At 64.7% G+C, this 18,161-nt stretch carries 14 protein-coding genes; 9 read left to right on the top strand and 5 right to left on the bottom strand.

Going from position 1 to position 18,161, the window contains the following annotated elements; translation table 11 throughout:
• Positions 1-69 precede the first annotated feature (69 nt).
• The 5 genes from K414_RS0103465 (at position 70) to K414_RS29810 (ending at position 6,063) form a co-directional block, all read left to right on the top strand.
• Positions 70-924, top strand: coding sequence for an MIP/aquaporin family protein (locus tag K414_RS0103465; protein WP_027494674.1), 855 nt, complete (start codon positions 70-72; stop codon positions 922-924).
• Positions 921-2,438, top strand: coding sequence for a glycerol kinase GlpK (gene glpK, locus K414_RS0103460; RefSeq protein ID WP_027494673.1), 1,518 nt, complete (start codon positions 921-923; stop codon positions 2,436-2,438). Before K414_RS0103465 ends, glpK begins: the two co-directional genes overlap by 4 nt.
• Positions 2,435-4,141, top strand: a complete 1,707-nt coding sequence (locus K414_RS0103455; RefSeq protein ID WP_027494672.1) for a glycerol-3-phosphate dehydrogenase/oxidase — start codon at positions 2,435-2,437, stop codon at positions 4,139-4,141. Before glpK ends, K414_RS0103455 begins: the two co-directional genes overlap by 4 nt.
• A 168-nt stretch (positions 4,142-4,309) precedes the next feature.
• Complete coding sequence (locus K414_RS0103450; protein WP_027494671.1) at positions 4,310-5,824, top strand: alkaline phosphatase D family protein; 1,515 nt, start codon at positions 4,310-4,312, stop codon at positions 5,822-5,824.
• A complete protein-coding gene (locus K414_RS29810) occupies positions 5,773-6,063 on the top strand; it encodes a hypothetical protein (protein WP_328587987.1) in 291 nt (96 codons plus the stop codon). The genes K414_RS0103450 and K414_RS29810 overlap by 52 nt, the downstream gene beginning before the upstream one ends.
• Here the strand turns inward: K414_RS29810 and glgX are convergent.
• Positions 5,994-8,036 carry a glycogen debranching protein GlgX gene (gene glgX, locus K414_RS0103445; RefSeq protein ID WP_027494670.1) on the bottom strand — a complete coding sequence of 681 codons (2,043 nt, stop codon included), beginning with the start codon at positions 8,034-8,036 and terminating at the stop codon, positions 5,994-5,996. The genes K414_RS29810 and glgX overlap by 70 nt on opposite strands.
• A gap of 122 nt (positions 8,037-8,158) precedes the next feature.
• On the opposite strand from glgX, the gene K414_RS0103440 reads away from it, so the two are divergent.
• Positions 8,159-10,534 carry an ATP-binding protein gene (locus K414_RS0103440; RefSeq protein ID WP_027494669.1) on the top strand — a complete coding sequence of 792 codons (2,376 nt, stop codon included), beginning with the start codon at positions 8,159-8,161 and terminating at the stop codon, positions 10,532-10,534.
• An 8-nt stretch (positions 10,535-10,542) separates the two neighbouring features.
• Here the strand turns inward: K414_RS0103440 and K414_RS0103435 are convergent, their stop codons facing one another.
• Positions 10,543-10,929 carry a DUF5313 family protein gene (locus tag K414_RS0103435; RefSeq protein ID WP_027494668.1) on the bottom strand — a complete coding sequence of 129 codons (387 nt, stop codon included), beginning with the start codon at positions 10,927-10,929 and terminating at the stop codon, positions 10,543-10,545.
• A complete protein-coding gene (locus tag K414_RS0103430) occupies positions 10,926-11,378 on the bottom strand; it encodes a MarR family transcriptional regulator (RefSeq protein ID WP_027494667.1) in 453 nt (150 codons plus the stop codon). Before K414_RS0103430 ends, K414_RS0103435 begins: the two co-directional genes overlap by 4 nt.
• Positions 11,379-11,588: 210 nt before the next feature.
• Between K414_RS0103430 and K414_RS0103425 the strand changes: the two genes are divergently transcribed.
• Positions 11,589-12,575, top strand: coding sequence for an alpha/beta hydrolase family protein (locus K414_RS0103425; protein WP_027494666.1), 987 nt, complete (start codon positions 11,589-11,591; stop codon positions 12,573-12,575).
• 24 nt (positions 12,576-12,599) lie between these two features.
• Here K414_RS0103425 and K414_RS0103420 read toward each other — a convergent pair whose 3' ends face one another.
• Positions 12,600-13,985, bottom strand: coding sequence for a VOC family protein (locus K414_RS0103420; RefSeq protein ID WP_152530354.1), 1,386 nt, complete (start codon positions 13,983-13,985; stop codon positions 12,600-12,602).
• A gap of 184 nt (positions 13,986-14,169) precedes the next feature.
• Here K414_RS0103420 and styD point away from each other — a divergent pair, with 184 nt between their 5' ends.
• Positions 14,170-15,654 carry a phenylacetaldehyde dehydrogenase StyD gene (styD, locus tag K414_RS0103415; protein ID WP_027494664.1) on the top strand — a complete coding sequence of 495 codons (1,485 nt, stop codon included), beginning with the start codon at positions 14,170-14,172 and terminating at the stop codon, positions 15,652-15,654.
• Positions 15,655-15,694: 40 nt separating this feature from the next.
• Complete coding sequence (locus tag K414_RS0103410; protein ID WP_027494663.1) at positions 15,695-17,224, top strand: GMC family oxidoreductase N-terminal domain-containing protein; 1,530 nt, start codon at positions 15,695-15,697, stop codon at positions 17,222-17,224.
• Between the two features lie 30 nt (positions 17,225-17,254).
• Here the strand turns inward: K414_RS0103410 and K414_RS0103405 are convergent, their stop codons facing one another.
• Positions 17,255-18,160: a helix-turn-helix domain-containing protein gene (locus K414_RS0103405; RefSeq protein WP_027494662.1), complete on the bottom strand. Its 906-nt coding sequence runs from the start codon at positions 18,158-18,160 to the stop codon at positions 17,255-17,257.
• Between the last annotated feature and the right edge of the window lies 1 nt (position 18,161).

The raw sequence follows: 18,161 nt of genomic DNA, 5'->3' as shown, positions 1-18,161 counted from the left end.
TGCAGGCCGTCTACCGTGGCAAATGGCACGCAATGTGGCGTGTATCACTGACTGTGTGGAGGCTGGAAGATGGCACGTAAGGAACCGGAATGGGGGCTACCGGCGCACATGGCCGCGGAGTTCGCCGGAACCATGATTCTCATTCTGTTCGGTGTCGGCGTCGTCGCTCAGGTGGTCTCGGGTGGTGAGTCCGGCAGCCTCGGCGGTCACGACTCGATCGCCTGGGCGTGGGGGCTGGGCGTGATGTTCGGTATCTATGTCGCGGGCCGTATCACCGGCGCGCACCTCAATCCCGCGGTGACCATCACGTTCGCACTCTTCCGCGGATTCAGCTGGAAGATGGTTGCGCCGTACATTCTCGCGCAGACCGCAGGTGCCTTCGTGGCCGCGCTGCTGGTGCGCTGGAACTACAACGACATGATCAACGCGGTCGACCCCGGGCACACCACCGCCACCCAGACCATCTTCTCGACACTGCCCGGTAACGGGACACTGCCGGTGAGTGTGTCCTCGGCGCTGATCGACCAGATCATCGGTACCGCCATTCTGCTGTTCCTCATCGTGGCCGTGACCGATTCGCTCGGCACCGCACCGATGGCCAACATGGCTCCTCTGATCGTGGGCCTCATCGTCGTCGCCATCGGATTCGCCTGGGCCACCAACGCCGGCTACGCGATCAACCCGGCTCGAGATTTCGGACCTCGCCTGGCGTCGTACATCACGGGCTACGGTGGAGCGTGGCGAGATCAATACGGTGGCCTGTACTTCTGGGTGCCGATCGTCGGACCTCTCGTAGGTGGACCGATAGGAGTGTTCCTGTACGACCTGTTGATCGGTAAGAACCTACGCAAACAAGAAGGTTCGACGCCCGAGCCGCCATCACGACTCCCAGCAGACACCCAGACCACAGGAGAGAAGCCATGACCGAGTTCGCAGGAAAGTACGTCGCCGCGATCGATCAGGGAACCACGTCCTCACGCTGCATGATCTTCGATCACGCGGGCACCGTCGTCGCCGTCGATCAGAAGGAACACCAGCAGATCTTCCCGCAGGCCGGTTGGGTCGAGCACGACGCGTCGGAGATCTGGGACAACGTGCGCGCCGTCGCGGCGGGTGCCATGGCCGCAGCGGATCTGACGCGCGAGGACATCGCCGCAGTCGGTATCACCAACCAGCGTGAGACGGCACTGGTGTGGGATCGCGAGACGGGCAAGCCGATCTACAACGCCATCGTCTGGCAGGACACCCGTACCGATCGCATCGCGACCGCACTCGGCGGCGGCGATGCCAACAAGTACACCGCCAAGACCGGTCTCCCGTTGGCCACCTACTTCTCCGGGCCGAAGATCAAGTGGATTCTGGACAACGTCGACGGTGCACGGGCCAAAGCCGAAGCGGGAGAGCTGTGTTTCGGCAACATGGACACCTGGGTGCTGTGGAACATGACCGGCGGAACCGACGGCGGATTGCACTACACCGATCCGACCAACGCCTCGCGCACGTTGCTGATGGATCTCGACACCCTGCAGTGGGACGAGGGCATCTGCGCCGACATGGGCATTCCGAAGTCGATGCTGCCCGAGATCAGGTCGAGTTCCGAGGTGTACGGCACCGGCCGTGAACGCGGACCGTTCCGCGGTGTGCCGATCTCCGGCATCCTGGGCGACCAGCAGGCTGCCACCTTCGGGCAGGCCTGCTTGTCTCCCGGTGAGGCCAAGAACACCTACGGCACAGGCAATTTCGTGCTGCTCAACACCGGCACCGAGAAGGTCATGAGCAAGAACGGCCTGCTCACCACCGTCTGCTACAAGATCGGCGACCAGCCGACGGTGTACGCGCTCGAAGGCTCGATCGCGGTGACGGGTTCGCTCGTGCAGTGGCTGCGGGACAACCTCGGCATGATCTCCTCGGCTGCGGACATCGAGACCGACGCGCGTTCGGTGGACGACAACGGCGGCGCGTACTTCGTGCCCGCGTTCTCGGGTCTGTTCGCTCCGCACTGGCGTGCCGATGCTCGCGGTGCCATCGTGGGATTGACGCGATTCGTCAACAAGGGCCACCTGGCCCGTGCCGTACTCGAAGCCACTGCATACCAGACGCGTGAGGTCATCGAGGCCATGAACGCCGACTCCGGCGTCGACCTCGAGGTGCTCAAGGTCGACGGCGGAATGGTCGTCAACGAACTGTTGATGCAGTTCCAGTCCGACATCCTGAACGTCGACGTGGTGCGGCCCGTCGTAGCCGAAACCACCGCTCTCGGAGCGGCATACGCGGCAGGCCTCGCCGTCGGATATTGGGCGAGCGAGGACGACATTCGCCAGAACTGGGCCGAGGACAAGACATGGACACCGTCCATGGACGAAGACCAGCGGGCAAAGCTGTACGCCGGCTGGAAGAAGGCAGTGACACGTACTCTCGATTGGGTTGATGAAGAATGAGTTCCACCACAACGGCTTTGAGTCCAACCGCGCGCGCCGAGGCGATCGCACGGATGGAAGCCGAAGAGCTGGACATCCTGGTGATCGGCGGCGGCGTCGTCGGCGCGGGAACGGCTCTCGACGCGGTGACGCGTGGTCTGAAGGTCGGACTGCTCGAAGCACGCGACTATGCGGCCGGCACGTCCAGTCGCTCGAGCAAGCTGTTCCACGGCGGTCTGCGGTACCTCGAACAGTTCAACTTCTCGCTGGTGTTCGAGGCCCTCAAAGAGCGCTCGCTCGTGCTGAACACGTTGTGCCCGCACCTCGCTCGGCCGGTCCCGTTCATCTATCCGCTCGAAAAGGTGATCGACCGTCCGTACGTGGGGCTCGGAATCGGCGTGTACGACGTCATGGGTGCCGGACGCGGCGTACCGAGTCATCACAAGCATCTAGGTAAGAAGAAGACGCTCGAATCCTTCCCTTCCGGTAAGCGGTCGGCGATTCGCGGTGCGGTGAAGTTCTACGAGGGCCAGGTCGACGACGCTCGGCACACGATGATGATTGCGCGGACCGCAGCTGCCTATGGTGCGTTGTGCGCCAACAGCACTCGCGTCACGGGCTTCCTTCGGGAGGACGACAAGGTCGTCGGTGTCGTGGCGAGCGATCTGGAAACGGGTCGTTCGTTCGAGGTGCGTGCCAAGCAGGTCATCAATGCCGCGGGTGTCTGGACCGACGAGGTCCAGCAGATGGTCGGCGGGCGTGGACAGTTCCAGGTTCGCGCATCCAAGGGCGTGCACCTGGTGGTGCCCCGCAACCGCATCAACAGCGCCACGGGCATCATCACGCGCACCGAGAAGAGCCTGCTCTTCGTCATCCCGTGGGGAAGCCATTGGATCATCGGCACCACCGATACCGACTGGAAGCTCGATCTCGCCCACCCGGCCGCGAGCCAGAGCGACATCGACTACATCCTGGGGCACGTGAACAAGCTGCTGGCCGATCCACTGGACCGCGCCGATGTCGTCGGGGTCTACGCAGGTCTGCGGCCGTTGCTGTTCGGAGAATCCGACTCCACCAGCACGCTCTCCCGCGAGCATGCGGTGTCCAGCCCGGTGCGAGGACTGACCGTCATCGCCGGTGGCAAGTACACCACCTACCGCGTGATGGCCAAGGACGCAGTGGATGCTGCGGTGCACGGTCTCGAACGCACAGTGCCCAAGTGTGTCACCGAGAACATCCCACTCGTCGGGGCCGACGGCTACCTCGGGGCGTACAACTCCCGCAATCTGACGGCCGAGCGCACCGGCATGCGGGTCTCACGCGTCGAGCATCTGTTGGGTCGGTACGGCACCCTGATGGGTGAGGTGCTGGATCTGATCGACGCCGATCCCGAACTCGGTAAGCCTCTCGACAGCGCACCGGAGTACCTCAAGGCAGAGGTTGTCTATGCCGCGAGTCACGAAGGCGCGCAGCATCTCGAGGACATCCTGACCCGGCGCACCCGCATCTCCATCGAGGTTCCCGATCGTGGTGAAGCGGCAGCCGAGGAAGTGGCTCGGCTGGTGGCTCCGATTCTCGGATGGGACGATCAGCACCGGACGGAAGAGATCGAGCACTACCGTCTTCGTGTTCTGGCAGAACGGGATTCACAGCAACAGCCCGATGACGAGACCGCCGACGCGGCCAGGCTCGGGGCACCGGACGTGCGCGCCGGGGTGAGCTGACCCTCACAGCGGTTCGGTGAGGTAGCGCCGCAGGGTCGGGATCGGTGGTTGTGTTTTCCGATCCTGCGGCCGCGTTCCTCGTCGCACGGTACGACGCGCTTGTGGCGGAAATCGTCTGTCTTCCTGGGCGCTACGAGCCGTTCATGTCGATGCTGGACGGTGAAGGGCATGCAGCTCACCCGTCGATCCCTCCTCCGATATGCCGCTCTCGGTGCCGCTGCCACGCCTGTGCTGGCATGCAGCCCGGCGTTGGTTCGCACCCGGCCGGTGCTGACACACGGTGTCGCCAGCGGTGATGTGCGTGCCGACGGAGCGCTGGTGTGGGCACGTTCGGATACTCCGGCGACGATGATCGTCGACACGTCCGCGACGGACTCGTTCTCCTCTGTGACTACGATGCGGGGGCCACTGCTGACTCCGCAGTCGGACGGCACGGGGGTGCTGCGCCTGACCGGATTGCCTGCGGGACAGAAGGTTCACTATCGCGTCACGCTCGAGGGCGAGGACGGCGCGACGTCGGAACCCATCACCGGAGTGTTCTCCACAGCTCCTGACGGCCCATCCGACATCCGCCTGTTGTGGGGTGGCGACACCGCAGGCCAGGGCTACGGTATCAACCCCGACATCGGCGGTATGACCATCTTCTCGGCGATGGCCGACAGGCAACCGGATCTGTTCCTGCACAGCGGCGATGTGATCTATGCGGACGGCCCGCTCGAGAAGCGCGTGACACTTCCCGACGGTCGAATCTGGCGAAACACCATGAGCGAGGCCAAGTCCAAGGTCGCCGAGACGCTCGACGAGTACCGCGGCCAGTACGCCTACAATCTCACCGACGACAACTACCGCCGCTTCAATTCGTCTGTCGCCCAGATGGTCCAGTGGGACGATCACGAAACCGTCAACAACTGGTACCCCGGTGAGATCCTCGACCTGGAGCAATACACGGTGAAGGATGTGGACCTGCTGTCGCAGAGAGCGTTGCAGGCGTTTCACGAGTGGTTGCCCATCGCGCCCACAGAAGCCGTCGACGGCCGGGTGTACCGCAAGATCGCCTACGGGCCGCTGCTCGACGTCTTCGTCCTCGACATGCGCACGTACAAGGATGCGAACGGTGCGAACACCGCTGCGTCAGGGGAGATCCTCGGCTCGGCGCAGCGTCAGTGGTTGATCGACGAGCTGTCCCGCTCCACCGCGACGTGGAAGATCATCGCGAACGACCTGCCCCTCGGACTCGTCGTTCCTGATGGGAAAGACGCGCAGGAAGGCGTCGGCAACGGCGACCCCGGTGCGCCGTTGGGCCGTGAGACCGACATTGCGCAGGTGCTCACCGCGATCGATCGGAACGACGTCACCGGCACCGTCTGGCTCACCGCCGACGTGCATTACACAGCAGCGCATCACTATTCGCCGGAGCGCGCGGCCTACCAGGAATTTCGCGAGTTCTGGGAATTTGTCAGCGGGCCGCTCAACGCCGGCGCGTTCGGCCCCAACGACTTGGACGGCACCTTCGGCCCGGAGGCAGTGTTCGTGCACGCGCCACCGGAGCCGAACGCGTCGCCACTCGACGCGTTTCAGCATTTCGGTGAGGTGCTCATCGACGGGGACTCGCGCGATCTGACCGTCAACCTCTGCGACGCGACCGGGGCCGTGCTGTTCACGAAGGTACTGCCTGCCGCCTGATCGCTCGGGTCCGTCGGGGTCAGGTCGGCGAGAGCGACTGCACTCGAACGGACATCGTCCGCCGTACCGACAGCGGCCCCGCCGTCCTCGTCCGGCCCGACGGATACATCGCGTGGGCCGGACGCTCCGAATCGGAGGAGTGGCTACAGATTCTCGAACGGTGGACCGATCAGCCTTGCAGCAACGTGAACGAATGCTCGCGAATCAGAATGGACGGCCCGCCCGCCTCGTACGCCTGATCCGGATCACTCGACGTCGACTGACTCCACTTGCCCTCTGGCAGCGTGAATTCGACTGTCGCAGGTGAGGCGTTGACCATCCAGGCGAACGCAGCGTCTTTCTCGCCCGCACGCATCAGGATGAGAATGCTGTGTGCGTTGCCGTCGGACCAATCCTCGTCGACCAGTTTCTGACCGTCGGCGCGGTAGAAGTCGACCGTATCGGGTCCTGCCCCGTCCTCTTCGGAATCGCTGTCGTGCCGGAACCAGGTGGGACGCAACGCCGGATGCTCGTCGCGCAGCGAGATCAGTTGGGTGGTGAAGTCGACGAGATCCTGATCGACCGTGCTCCAGTCGAACCAGGAGACCTCGTTGTCCTGGCAGTACGCGTTGTTGTTGCCGTTCTGTGTTCGGCCCAGTTCGTCGCCGCCGAGGATCATCGGGACGCCGGCCGAAAGGAGCAGTGTGGCAAGGTGATTACGCTGCTGGCGGGCGCGGAGTGCGTTGACGCCCTCGTCGTCGGTCGGGCCCTCGGCACCACATCCCCACGAACGGTTGTCGGATTCGCCGTCCTGGCTGTCCTCGCCGTTCTCCTCGTTGTGCTTCTCGTCGTAGGAATTGAGGTCGGCCAGGGTGAAGCCGTCGTGGGCGGTGATGAAGTTGACACTTGCCAACGTCGGGCGCCGGGTGCTCTCGTAGACGTCGGGGCTGCCGGTGACACGTTGCGCCAGAGCGGACAACGCGCCGTCCTCGCCGCGCCAGAAGTCACGAACGTCGTCGCGGAACTTACCGTTCCACTCCGACCACCGGGCCGGGAACCCGCCCACCTGGTAGCCCTGGGTGTCCCAGGGCTCGGCAATGAGTTTGACCGGTGCGAGCGTCGGATCCTGGTGTACAAGATCGAGGAACGCGCTGTGGACGTCGAGGCCGGAGTCCTGACGGGTCAGGGTGCTCGCGAGATCGAAACGGAATCCGTCGACGTGCATCTCCGTGACCCAGTACCGCAGCGAGTCCATGATCAGGCCCAGCGCCGCGGGATGTCCGACGTTGAGGCTGTTGCCGGTGCCCGTGGTGTCGTAGTAGGCGCTGCGGTCGTCGTCGACGAGTCGGTAGTGCGAGCCGTTGTCGATTCCTTTGAGCGACAACGTCGGTCCCAGGTGGTTGCCCTCGGCTGTGTGGTTGTAGACGACGTCGAGGATGACCTCGATACCGGCCTCGTGCATCGCCTTGACCAATGCCTTGAATTCGTCCACCTGGCCGCCGGTGTCGCCGGTGCTGGAGTACTCGTTGTGCGGGGCGAAGAAGCCGATGGAGTTGTAGCCCCAGTAGTTTCGGCGTCCCTCTTCGAGCAGGTGCGAATCCTGGACGAACTGATGAATGGGCAACAGCTCCACTGCGGTGACGCCGATACGCTTCAGGTGCGCGATCGCGGCGGGGTGGGCCAGCCCGGCGTATGTTCCTCGAATGTCCTCGGGAACATCGGGGTTGGTGGCGGTGAAGCCCTTCACGTGGACCTCGTAGACGACGGTTCGGTCCAACGGAGTTCTCGGCGCTTCGTCGCCGGACCAGTCGAAGTTCGATTGCACCGCAACGGAATACGGCATGTGCGGCGCGGAGTCCTCGTCGTTGCGGGTCTCCGGCTCGGCATGCAGATGCGAGAACACCGACTCGTTCCAGTCGACCTGGCCGGTGATGGCCGTGGCGTACGGGTCGAGCAGTAGCTTCGCCGGGTTGTGACGCAGTCCCGAGGCGGGATCCCACGGGCCGTCTACGCGGAGGCCGTATCGCGTTCCCGGGGTGACGTCGGGCACCAGATCGTGGAAGACGTGGCCGGTGCGAAGCGTCAACGGCGTTGTACTGCGCTCTGTTCCGTCTTCGTTCATCACGACGACGGACACCGAGTCGGCTGTTTCGGAGTAGACGGCGAGGTTGGCACCGTCGTCGGACAGACGCGAGACGCCCAGGGGATACGGGAGACTGGATGAGGTGGGCATGAGCGGCCGATTACCCCCGGCGCAGGTGAGCGAAACGCTTGCCCACCTGGCGCTCGGATAGAATCGACGAGGAGATTGCGCCCGTCCTTGACCTACGGCCGCATGTGACTAAGGACGAGGCCATGAATCCCGCAGTACCCGATCCCGGTTCGGCTCGGCTCGACGAGCTGTTTCCCGGTGACAATGCCACCGAGGCTCGCTTTCGCGAGCTGGATTGGAGCTCCACGGAGCTGGGACCGGTGGAGCAATGGCCGTACGAACTGATCGCGGCCATCCGCACGGTCATGCCGTCGACCATCCCGATGTTGATCTGGTGGGGGCCGCACCTGGTCCAGATCTTCAACCACTCGTACACCGATTTTCTCGGTGACAAGTTTCCCGCCGCCGCAGCTCAGACGGCCGGGGACTGCTGGGCAGAGATCTGGGACGAGATCGGCGCGTTGGCTCATCAGGTCGTCGACGGCGGCACTGCGGTGCACGGTGCTCGCCAACGGTTCATGATGAATCGGTACGGGTTCCTCGAAGAGACGTACTGGACCTTCTCGTACAGTCCGATTCACGGTCCCGAGCGCGCGGTCCTCGGCGTGTTCGTCGCGACGTCGGAGGTCACCCAACAGCTGCTCGGCGAACGCCGCATGCAGGCGTTGCTGAGCCTGGGCACGCTGACGGGTAACGACACCGACGGTGCCGTGGACATCTGCCGTGCGGCAGTGGGCGTGCTCGCGGCCGAAGCGTCGGAGTTCCCCCTCGTCGCCGGTTACCTCCGCGAAGATCTGACTGCGGACGGCCCGGTGGAGTGTGTCGTGACCGGCGGCGACGCCGGGTACGACGCTGCGACGTGGGAGTGCGCCGACATCTCTCGCGTTGCCGACGGCACGGTCGCCTGCGCGACCGTGCAGGTGGACGGCAACGTTCCGCAGGCCGTCGTCGTGCCGTTGACGATGGCCGGTCGGGTACAGCCGGTCGGGGCGCTGTTGATCGGAGTGAGCAGCCATCGGGTGATCGACGATGCCTTCACCTCGTTCTGCGTCGTCGTCGCCGAACGCCTGTCCACCGCACTGACGGCCTCGCACGCGTTCGAGATGGAGCGCAGCCGGGTGGCGGCCTTGGCCGACGCCGATGCTGCGAAGACTCGGCTGCTCGAGAACGTCGGGCACGAATTCCGCACCCCGCTGACGTTGCTGACGGGCCCGCTCGATTCGGTACGCGAGAACGCTGCTTCGGTGCTGGACGCGAACGACCGCGAATCACTCGACGTCGTTCATCGCGCGTCGATGCGGCTGCGCAGGTTGGTGGACGACCTGCTCGACATCGTCAATGCCGAGGCCGGCCGACTCGTCTCTCGACCCGAGCCGGTGAACCTCGGCTCGGTGACACGCGATTGCGCGACGATGTTCTCGGCCGTCGCGTCGGCGCAGGGGCTCGAGCTCGTCGTGGATGCGGCCGAGGACGTCGTGGTCCTGACCGACGCCGAAATGTGGTCGAAGGTGGTATTCAACCTCGTCGCCAACGCCGTCAAGTACACCCCGGCCGGACGGGTGTCGGTTCGTCTGGTCGCGGACGAGACCACCGTTCGGCTCGTGGTCGCAGACACCGGACTGGGAATTCCGGCCGAGGACCTGCCTCGAATCTTCGACCGGTTCCACCGCGTCGAACGAGAAGGCGCGCACAGCATCGAAGGGTCCGGAATCGGGCTTGCCCTGGTGACGGACTTGCTGACCGCCTTGAACGGGCGGATCGACGTCGACAGCGACGTGGGCCGGGGGACTACCTTCACCGTGCAGGTGCCGCGGTTGCCCGCAGAAGCTGCCGCTGTCGATCGACCCGGCGCTCCGGCCGATCCGATCTCGGCGATCTTCCCCTCGATCGAGCCCGTTCCCGAGACGACCGATCGCGCCGACGTCCTGCTCGTCGAGGACAACGTCGACATGCGCAACTACCTCGCGCGCCTGCTGACCGACGAAGGGTGGTCCGTCTCGACAGCGGGGGACATCGAGACCGCTCTCGATCGTGCCCGAGCGATGCTGCCGGGGCTCGTGCTCTCCGACGTCATGCTGCCGGGGCGCAGTGGTCTGGATCTGGTGGACGACATCCGCGGCGACGCCGACTTGAGACGAGTACCGGTCATCTTGCTGACCGCTCGTGCGGGAACCGACTTTGTGCTCGACGGACTCGGACGCGGTGCCGACGATTACATCGTCAAGCCGTTCCACGACCGAGAACTCGTCGCGCGCGTTCGCGTGCACCTCGAACTGTCACGGATGCGCGAGCAGCTGATCGCCGAGAGCGGCAATCAGGCCGCGACACTGCGTACGGCGCTCGAGACCCGCGGCACGATCGGCCGAGCCGTCGGCATCCTCATGTCGGTGTACCGCATCGACGCCGACGCCGCGTTCACGCAATTGACCGAACTCTCACAGAACACCAACCGCAAGACGCGGGATCTGGCCGTCATGATCGCCGACGACTTCACCGCAGGCCTCGCCCGCGAGCACTGACCGGGCGGTCAGTGGTTGCGGCGGTAGTTCTCGCGTTCGCGTTCGAGTTCCGCCGTTTTCTTCTCGCTTTTCAGGTCGGCGGGCAGTCCGTGAATCTCGAGACGACGGGCGCGGTTCTGGTCCATGTATGCGGCGGTGTAGAACAGCGCGAGCAGCAGGGCCAACAGGACCATCGAGGCACGTAACCAGATCGCGCCGGGAAAGAGCACGAAGAACCCGATGAAGATGGGAAGGAACGGGATCATCGAGCGCAGGATGTGACGCGGTGTCGCGCCGGGGCCGACGAGGTCGCGTCGAACCCAATCCTGCATGGGGTCGGGGAGTTTGCGGCCCAGGACGGCGTAGCCCAACCATTGGCCGGCGTTCGGACGGGTGCGCTGGGGTCGTGCGCTCATGTCAGTGCTCCTGCTGCGATCGCCGCGTCGTTGACGCGAGTGAGGACGCGGCGCAACTGCTCCAGTTCGTCGAGTGACGCACCGAGTCTCGCCACGACCGCGGATGGAATCTTTTCTGCCTCGGCGCGGAGAGCGGCTCCGGCGGGGGTGAGGGATACGAGCAGAATGCGCTCGTCTTCCGTGCTGCGTGTGCGAGTGAGCAGGCCCATCGATTCCAGACGCTTCAGCAGGGGAGACAGGGTGGGCGAGTCGAGTTGCAGCGCTGAGCCGATCGCTTTGACCGACATCGGCGACTCGCCCCACAAGGCCAACATCACCAGATACTGCGGATGGGTCAGGCCCATCGGTTCGAGCAAAGGCCGATACACCGACAGCACAGCCCGGTTGGTGACGGCCAGGGCGAAGCAGACCTGGCGATCGAGCGCGAGTGGATCCTCGGTGGTGGTCACGCTGGCCAGAGTATCAGAATTGATTAGTGCACGAATTGTTCGTGTGCGACTCAAAGGGCGAAAAAGGGCGGAGGTACAGGTTCGCCACCTCGATCGGGTATCGAGTCTGCGTCAGTGGTGAAAGTTTGCCCACAACGTGTTACCGGGCGCGCAATTGTGCAATGCTGCACCTCGATTCACCCTTACCGTGATAATCCCGAGAGGATCGCCATGCGTCGCCGACGCATCTCCACCACTGTCTTCGTCGCAGCGTTGTCCCTGTCGATCGCCTCGGGAGGTATCGCATCCGCCGAGCCGGCTGCCCCCTCCGCCCGCATCGTCGACACCGTCCTGACATCCGACACGCTGCGCACGCTGAAGGTCGACTCACCCGCTATGGGGGCCGTCGTCGAAGTGCAGGTGCTCACACCCGCGGCGAAAAGCGGACCGCGTCCGACGCTGTACATGCTCAGCGGCATCGGCGAAGAGGATCCGCACAACAGCATGTGGTTGCGGAAGGGGCAGGCAGCGGAGTTCTTCGCCGACAAGAACGTCAACGTCGTCCTGCCGTTGGCCGGGCCAGGAAGCTTCTACACCGACTGGCAGCGCGACGACCCGAAACTCGGCCGCTACCAGTGGGAAACGTTTCTCACCGAGGAACTGCCTCCGCTGATCGATGCGGCCGTGGACGGCAACGGCCGCAACGCGATAGCGGGACTGTCGATGGGCGCACAATCGGCGATGATGCTCGCCGCACGTAACCCGGATGTGTACTCCGGCGTGGCGTCGTACAGCGGCTGCTTCGCGTCCGCCGAGCCGTTGGGCCAGGCCAGTATTCGAGCCATCGTCGGGGCATTCGGCGGCAATGCCGACAACATGTGGGGCGGACCCTTCGATCCTGCGTGGGCCGAACATGATTCGGTGGCCAACGCCGAAAGTCTGCGCGGTACCGATGTCTACGTGTCGGTGGGAACCGGAGCACCCGGACGACACGAAAGCTTCGACACGGCAGCGGGATGGGACAGGGTGGTGGTCGGTGGCCTCATCGAGGTCGGGTCGAACTACTGCACACACCGACTTGCGGATCGGCTCGGCCAGTTGAACATTCCTGCAACGTTCGACTTCACCGAGACCGGAACGCACTCGTGGCCGTACTGGGTGGAGCAGCTACCGAAGAGTTGGCCGACCCTCGCCGGATCCCTCGGTATCTCGGGCTGACACTCGGTATCTCGGGCCGATTGCTCAGTGGGTCCATGGGCAGTCGAGAGGCTTCGTCAGGCCGAGGTGCTTCTCGACTCGCGTCACCGACTCGTCTCGGAGACGGCCGTAGATCCGGTACGGGTCGTGCAGGGTCCGTCCCAGAACGCTTTCCATCGCCTCCGCATCGAAGGCTGCCGCGGTGTTGTCGGAATTGCGGGTGCCGTCGGATTCGAGATTGGACCTGAAGATGCCCGCCGCCGACTTGGGCAGGAAGTCCTCGTACACGATCGGGTCGGCCGCGAGAACACCCGACCTGACCAGATCGACGAGGCCACCGTCCCGGTCTGCAGCGGACGGGTTGGTCCCGGTGACTCGAAAGGTGAAGTAGGCGAGGTCTTCTGCCATCCACTGTGTCTCGTCGTCCGGCACCAGCGACGACCACAGTGCGGACGCGTCCTCAGGTTCCTCGGTATCGAGTCGATCCAGATACTCGTCGTAGCGACGTCGTCCGAGTGCGGTAGCTGCCGCGCCCCTGGCTTCGACCTCGCCGAACCGCACCCGCAGATGGCCGGGTTCGACGTTGCCGTTCTCGTCGAGAAACATCCGCTGCTCGTCCAGCGCTCGGAACGACGTCTGGCGCAACAACAATCCAGGACCGGACGTACGAGGAGGCCCCTGGATGGTGTCGATCATTGCCACCCCGCGCTCTCCCATACGGCGATGCAGAAGATCGATGTCCAGAACCCTCGGTGTCAGATGATTGATGTGGGTGGAGGAGACACCACCGATGTCGGCGGCCACCGCCGAGACTGCCTCGAGTTCGCGATACCACGCTCTGTCGACAGGGTCGGTCGACAACGCGAACGCCGCCGTCGCGAGGTCCAGAAAGGTAGCGGACTCCTCCGCTGCGAGGCCGTTGCCCCTCTCGCACGTGGCTGCCAGCTCGAGCAGTAGCGGAGGGAACAGTGTTCTGCGGTCGAGGAATTCCGTCAGGCGACGGCCGAGATCCGGGTCGAAGAACCGTCGATCCGACGCCACCAGCATCGAGGTGAAGATCCGGAACGGGTTGATCGCCAGCTCGGCCGGATCGATCGGCCGGAACGCTGTCGACACCACCGGAATCGAACTCGACGCAGTGTCACGCAGATCGTAGAAACCCACCGGATACATTCCCATGGCACCGAATATCAGTGCTACCTGCGACATCTCACGTGCATTGCCGACACGAATCGCCCCGTGTCGCTCGGCGGTGACGCGATCGATGGAGCCGAAACGTTCCGCATCGGCACCCACGTTGCGCATCGTCTCGGCATTGATCGACGCGGTGACATCCAACAGCGTCGTGTACGCGGGAACCTCCCGCCCGTACAGAGCCGACAGACGAAGGGCGAACTGCGCTCGCAATTGCGTCGGTGTCACGTTCACCACCTCATACTGCGCCTTTCGGTGCCGACACGGAACCCGTTCGGCTGTCTGCTGCCTTCTCGCGACTGTGCGCTTCTACCGCACAATGTGTGCGCGATCACACAAGACCGGCACGTTCGCCCGGGAGCAGTCTGGAGCAGACATGCGAGAGGTGCCTGCACACGGCACCGAGAAGGAGCGAAAACACATGACCGCAGTACAGGAATCGGCCGCACCGTCGCTGCCGACCGGCACCGCCACCGAGCTCTACATCGCGGGGCAGTGGCACGGTGCATCCGACGGAGGCACCTTCACCGACTTGAACCCGACCACCGAACAGCCCCTGGCCGAGATTGCCGCAGCCACGGCGTCGGACGTGGACGCAGCGGTGTGTGCGGCCCGTGCCCAGCTCGGTGGTGAGTGGGGTGCTACCCCCGGAGCAGTCCGGGGCCAGCTGCTCAATCGGGTGGCCGATCTGATCGAGCGGGACGGTGACGTGCTCGCTCGGCTCGAAGCTCTCGACGTCGGCAAGCCGGTGGGTCAGCCCGCGATGCTCGACATCCCCAATGCTGCAGCCACTTTCCGGCACTTCGCGGGCTGGGCCGACAAGATCACCGGGAGCTCCATCCCCACCGCGGGCTACTTCGGGCAGCCGACGCACTCGTACACCGTCCGTGAGCCGGTGGGCGTCATCGGCATGATCGTTCCCTGGAACACCCCGCTGATGATCGCGGCGTGGAAGCTCGCTCCCGCTCTGGCAGCCGGAAACACCGTGGTCGTCAAGCCGCCGGAGGACGCGCCGCTGTCCATCCTGCACCTGGCTCGACTGATCGACGAGGCAGGCGTACCGGCCGGAGTGGTCAATGTTGTTCCAGGACTGGGTGAGCTCACCGGTGACGCCTTGGTCGGACACCCGGACGTCGACAAGATCAGCTTCACCGGCAGTCCCCGAGTCGGCAAGCTCATCGCGAAGAAGGCTGCCGACACGTTCAAGCGGACGACGCTCGAGCTCGGCGGCAAGTCCCCGCAGATCATCCTCGAGGATGCGGACCTGGAGGCGGCGATCAACGGAACCGCGATGGGACTGTTCTTCAATCAGGGCCAGGTGTGTGCCGCGGGGACGCGAGTGCTGGTGCACCGCTCGCTGTACTCGCAGGTGGTGGACGGGTTGGCCGCAGCGGCCTCGGCTCAGGTGCTGGGCGATCCGTTCGATCCGTCGACGACGATGGGTGCCCTCGTCAACGCGACGCAGCGTGACAGCGTCCTCGGGTACATCCAGGCGGGACGCGACGGCGGAGCTCGAGTCGCGGCCGGTGGCGGACGTCCCGACGGTGCCGGCTATTTCGTCGAGCCGACGATCTTCGCCGATGCCGACAACGACATGAAGATCGCCCAGGAGGAGATTTTCGGGCCGGTCGGAACGGTGATTCCGTTCGATACGGCCGACGAGGCGATCTCCATTGCCAACGACACCGTGTACGGGTTGGCCGCCTCGATCTGGACCCGCGACGTGTCGAGGGCGCACATACTGGCCGGGCAGGTCCGTTCCGGCGCGGTGTGGGTGAACGGCTGGGCTGCAATCGATCCCGCTCTCCCCTGGGGCGGCATGAAGTCCAGCGGCACGGGCCGGGAACTCGGGTGGGCCGGTATCGAGGCCAACACCGAAGAGAAGGTCGTCACCGTAGTTCTGTAGCCCGACTCCCGCGTGCAGCAACGAAACAGCAAGGACTGACATGCCGAAGAAATCGACCGACTACCTCGTCGTCGGAGCAGGATCAGCAGGAAGCGTCATCGCCAGGAGGCCCCTCGACGCTGGCCACACCGTCCACGTCATCGAGGCCGGTCCCGTGGACACCGATCCGGCGATCCACTCACCGCAGGGCTGGCCGACGCTGTTGGGCGGACCGCAGGACTGGGGACTGTTCACCACCCCGCAGAAGCACGCCAACGATCGGCGAATCTTCTGGCCACGCGGACGCGTTCTCGGTGGCAGCTCGTCCCTCAACGGAATGATCTACGTACGTGGGCATTCCAGCGATTACGACGGGTGGGCATCGGCCAGCGGCGACGCCGGATGGTCGTGGGAGAACGTGCTGCCGCTGTTCAAGCGTTCGGAGTCACACGAGCTGGGTGCCAACGAGTTCCACGGCGGTGACGGGCCACTGCCGGTGTCCATCATGGGTACCCCGCATCCGCTGGCGGCAGCCTTCGTCGACGCGGCCGTCGAGCACGGGCACAAGCTCATCGACGACTTCAACGCCGACGAGATGGTCGGTGCCGGCTACAACCACACCACCACACGCGACGGTGAGCGGATGAGTGCCTGGAAGAGCTTCGTCGGCCCGGTGCTCGACAATCCCGACCTGACGTTGACCACCGGTGCTCTCGTGCACCGAGTGGTGCTCGAGAACGGCCGAGCGGTGGGCATCGAATACAGCCGCGGAGATGGCGAGCTGGAGCGAGCGTTCGCCGATCACGAGGTCATCCTGTGCGGCGGAGCCCTCGGCTCTCCGAAGACCCTGCTGCTCAGTGGAATCGGGCCGTCCAGACATTTGGCTGAACTGGAAATCGACACCGTCGTCGACCTGCCGGGCGTCGGCGAGAACCTGCACGACCATTTGCTGCTCAGCAACATCTACGAGTCCCTCGAGCCGCTCGCAGCCGGTACCAACAACCTGCTCGAAGCGCAGCTGTACGCCCGCAGTACCGGATGGGCCGGCGCTGCACCCGATCTGCAGCCCCTGTTCATGCACATCCCCTACCCCGCCGACGGATACCCGGTGCCGGAGAACGGCTACACAATCGCTCCGGGAATCGTGGCTCCGCGTTCACGCGGCACGCTGCGATTGGCGTCCTCGGATCCGAATGAACTGCCGCTGGCGGATCCGAACATCCTGGCCGATCCGTACGACCTCGAGGCGATGGTCGACGCGGTGGAGATCTGCCGGGAGATCGGTGCCTCCGATGCCTTCGCGCCGTGGCGCAAGGCGGAGGTGGTTCCGGGACCGAGCGCCCGCACCCGCGACGACCTGCGGGCATACGTCCGACAGACTGCCGGTACGTACCACCACCAGGTCGGCACCTGCAAGATGGGAGCCGAGTCGGACTCCGATGCCGTTGTCGGAGCGGACCTTCGGGTCCGCGGGGTCGATGGATTGCGCGTGGCGGACGCGTCGATCATGCCCACGGTGCCGTCGGGCAACACCAACGCGCCGTCCATCATGGTCGGTGAGCGGGCCTCGGATCTGATCCTCGGAAAGTAGTTCGTGGTCGGGTGAGGGCGGCGTGCGCTCTCACCCGGCGCGATACTCCCGCGGCGACATACCGTACGTCTCCTTGAACAGCTTCGAGAAGTTCGAGGAATCGATCAAACCGTGACGCGCACAGACGGTTCCGATACTGTCTGCGGCGAAACGAGGATCACGCAGATCGCGGTGGCACCTCTCCAGTCGCCTGGATCTGATCCAACCGGCCACCGTGCGACCGTCCTGCTCGAAGAGCTTCTGCAAGTAGCGCGTCGAAATATGCAGGTGCGCAGCGAGAGACGCCGTGGACAGTGTCGGATCGGACAGCTGAGATTCGACGAGACTCTTGGCCTCGATCAGGAGTGTGGATCCCGGCGTATCGTGGGGAGCCGCGTCGTCGAGAGCGGCGCAGAGCAAATCGAGGACGGCGTTCTCGAGCATCGGTGTCGTCGGCAATGTGCCGTCGGCGGCGTTGCGACGCAAATTGAACAGGAACGGCGACACCAGCGCACCGACGCCGTGATCGCCCTCGATGCGACGCGCGGCAACGGTCGTCAAGTCACGGGAATCGATGCGGAGCGCGTCGCGTGGAAACATCACCACGAACATCTCGAAGTCCCCGGCGAAGTGCAGATCGTAAGGGGCACTGGTGTCGTAGACCGCGAAGTCGCCAGGATGGAGCACGGCCTCGCGCTCGTTCTGGACGATCGTGCCGCACCCCGTCAGCTGCAGACCCACCTTGATCAACCCGGGGTCGGACCGCCGGATGGTCGCGCGTGTGCGCCTGACGTCGACCTCCCGGCCGGTCACCTCGCTCAGTTGCAGCGCCCCGAGCGTCGACGACACCAGCGTGCCCTGGAACGACGACGGCCCGGTGGACACAGCGTCGAGCGGCACGAACGCCGTCGAGACGTTCTCGCGCCATTGCTCGAAATCCTGTGCCACCGGGCTCATG

This window comes from Rhodococcus sp. JG-3 (assembly GCF_000482405.1).
GTDB classification, from domain to species: domain Bacteria; phylum Actinomycetota; class Actinomycetes; order Mycobacteriales; family Mycobacteriaceae; genus Rhodococcoides; species Rhodococcoides fascians.
This window is presented reverse-complemented; position numbering and strand designations above follow the sequence as displayed.

Excerpts from the sequence above, each read along its gene's own strand:
- K414_RS0103465 (WP_027494674.1), top strand. The coding sequence starts at position 70 with ATGGCACGTAAGGAACCGGAATGGGGGCTACCGGCGCACATGGCCGCG.
- glpK (WP_027494673.1), top strand. The coding sequence starts at position 921 with ATGACCGAGTTCGCAGGAAAGTACGTCGCCGCGATCGATCAGGGAACC.
- K414_RS0103455 (WP_027494672.1), top strand. The coding sequence starts at position 2,435 with ATGAGTTCCACCACAACGGCTTTGAGTCCAACCGCGCGCGCCGAGGCG.
- K414_RS0103450 (WP_027494671.1), top strand. The coding sequence starts at position 4,310 with ATGCAGCTCACCCGTCGATCCCTCCTCCGATATGCCGCTCTCGGTGCC.
- glgX (WP_027494670.1), bottom strand. The coding sequence starts at position 8,036 with ATGCCCACCTCATCCAGTCTCCCGTATCCCCTGGGCGTCTCGCGTCTG.
- K414_RS0103440 (WP_027494669.1), top strand. The coding sequence starts at position 8,159 with ATGAATCCCGCAGTACCCGATCCCGGTTCGGCTCGGCTCGACGAGCTG.
- K414_RS0103435 (WP_027494668.1), bottom strand. The coding sequence starts at position 10,929 with ATGAGCGCACGACCCCAGCGCACCCGTCCGAACGCCGGCCAATGGTTG.
- K414_RS0103425 (WP_027494666.1), top strand. The coding sequence starts at position 11,589 with ATGCGTCGCCGACGCATCTCCACCACTGTCTTCGTCGCAGCGTTGTCC.
- styD (WP_027494664.1), top strand. The coding sequence starts at position 14,170 with ATGACCGCAGTACAGGAATCGGCCGCACCGTCGCTGCCGACCGGCACC.
- K414_RS0103410 (WP_027494663.1), top strand. The coding sequence starts at position 15,695 with ATGCCGAAGAAATCGACCGACTACCTCGTCGTCGGAGCAGGATCAGCA.
- K414_RS0103405 (WP_027494662.1), bottom strand. The coding sequence starts at position 18,160 with ATGAGCCCGGTGGCACAGGATTTCGAGCAATGGCGCGAGAACGTCTCG.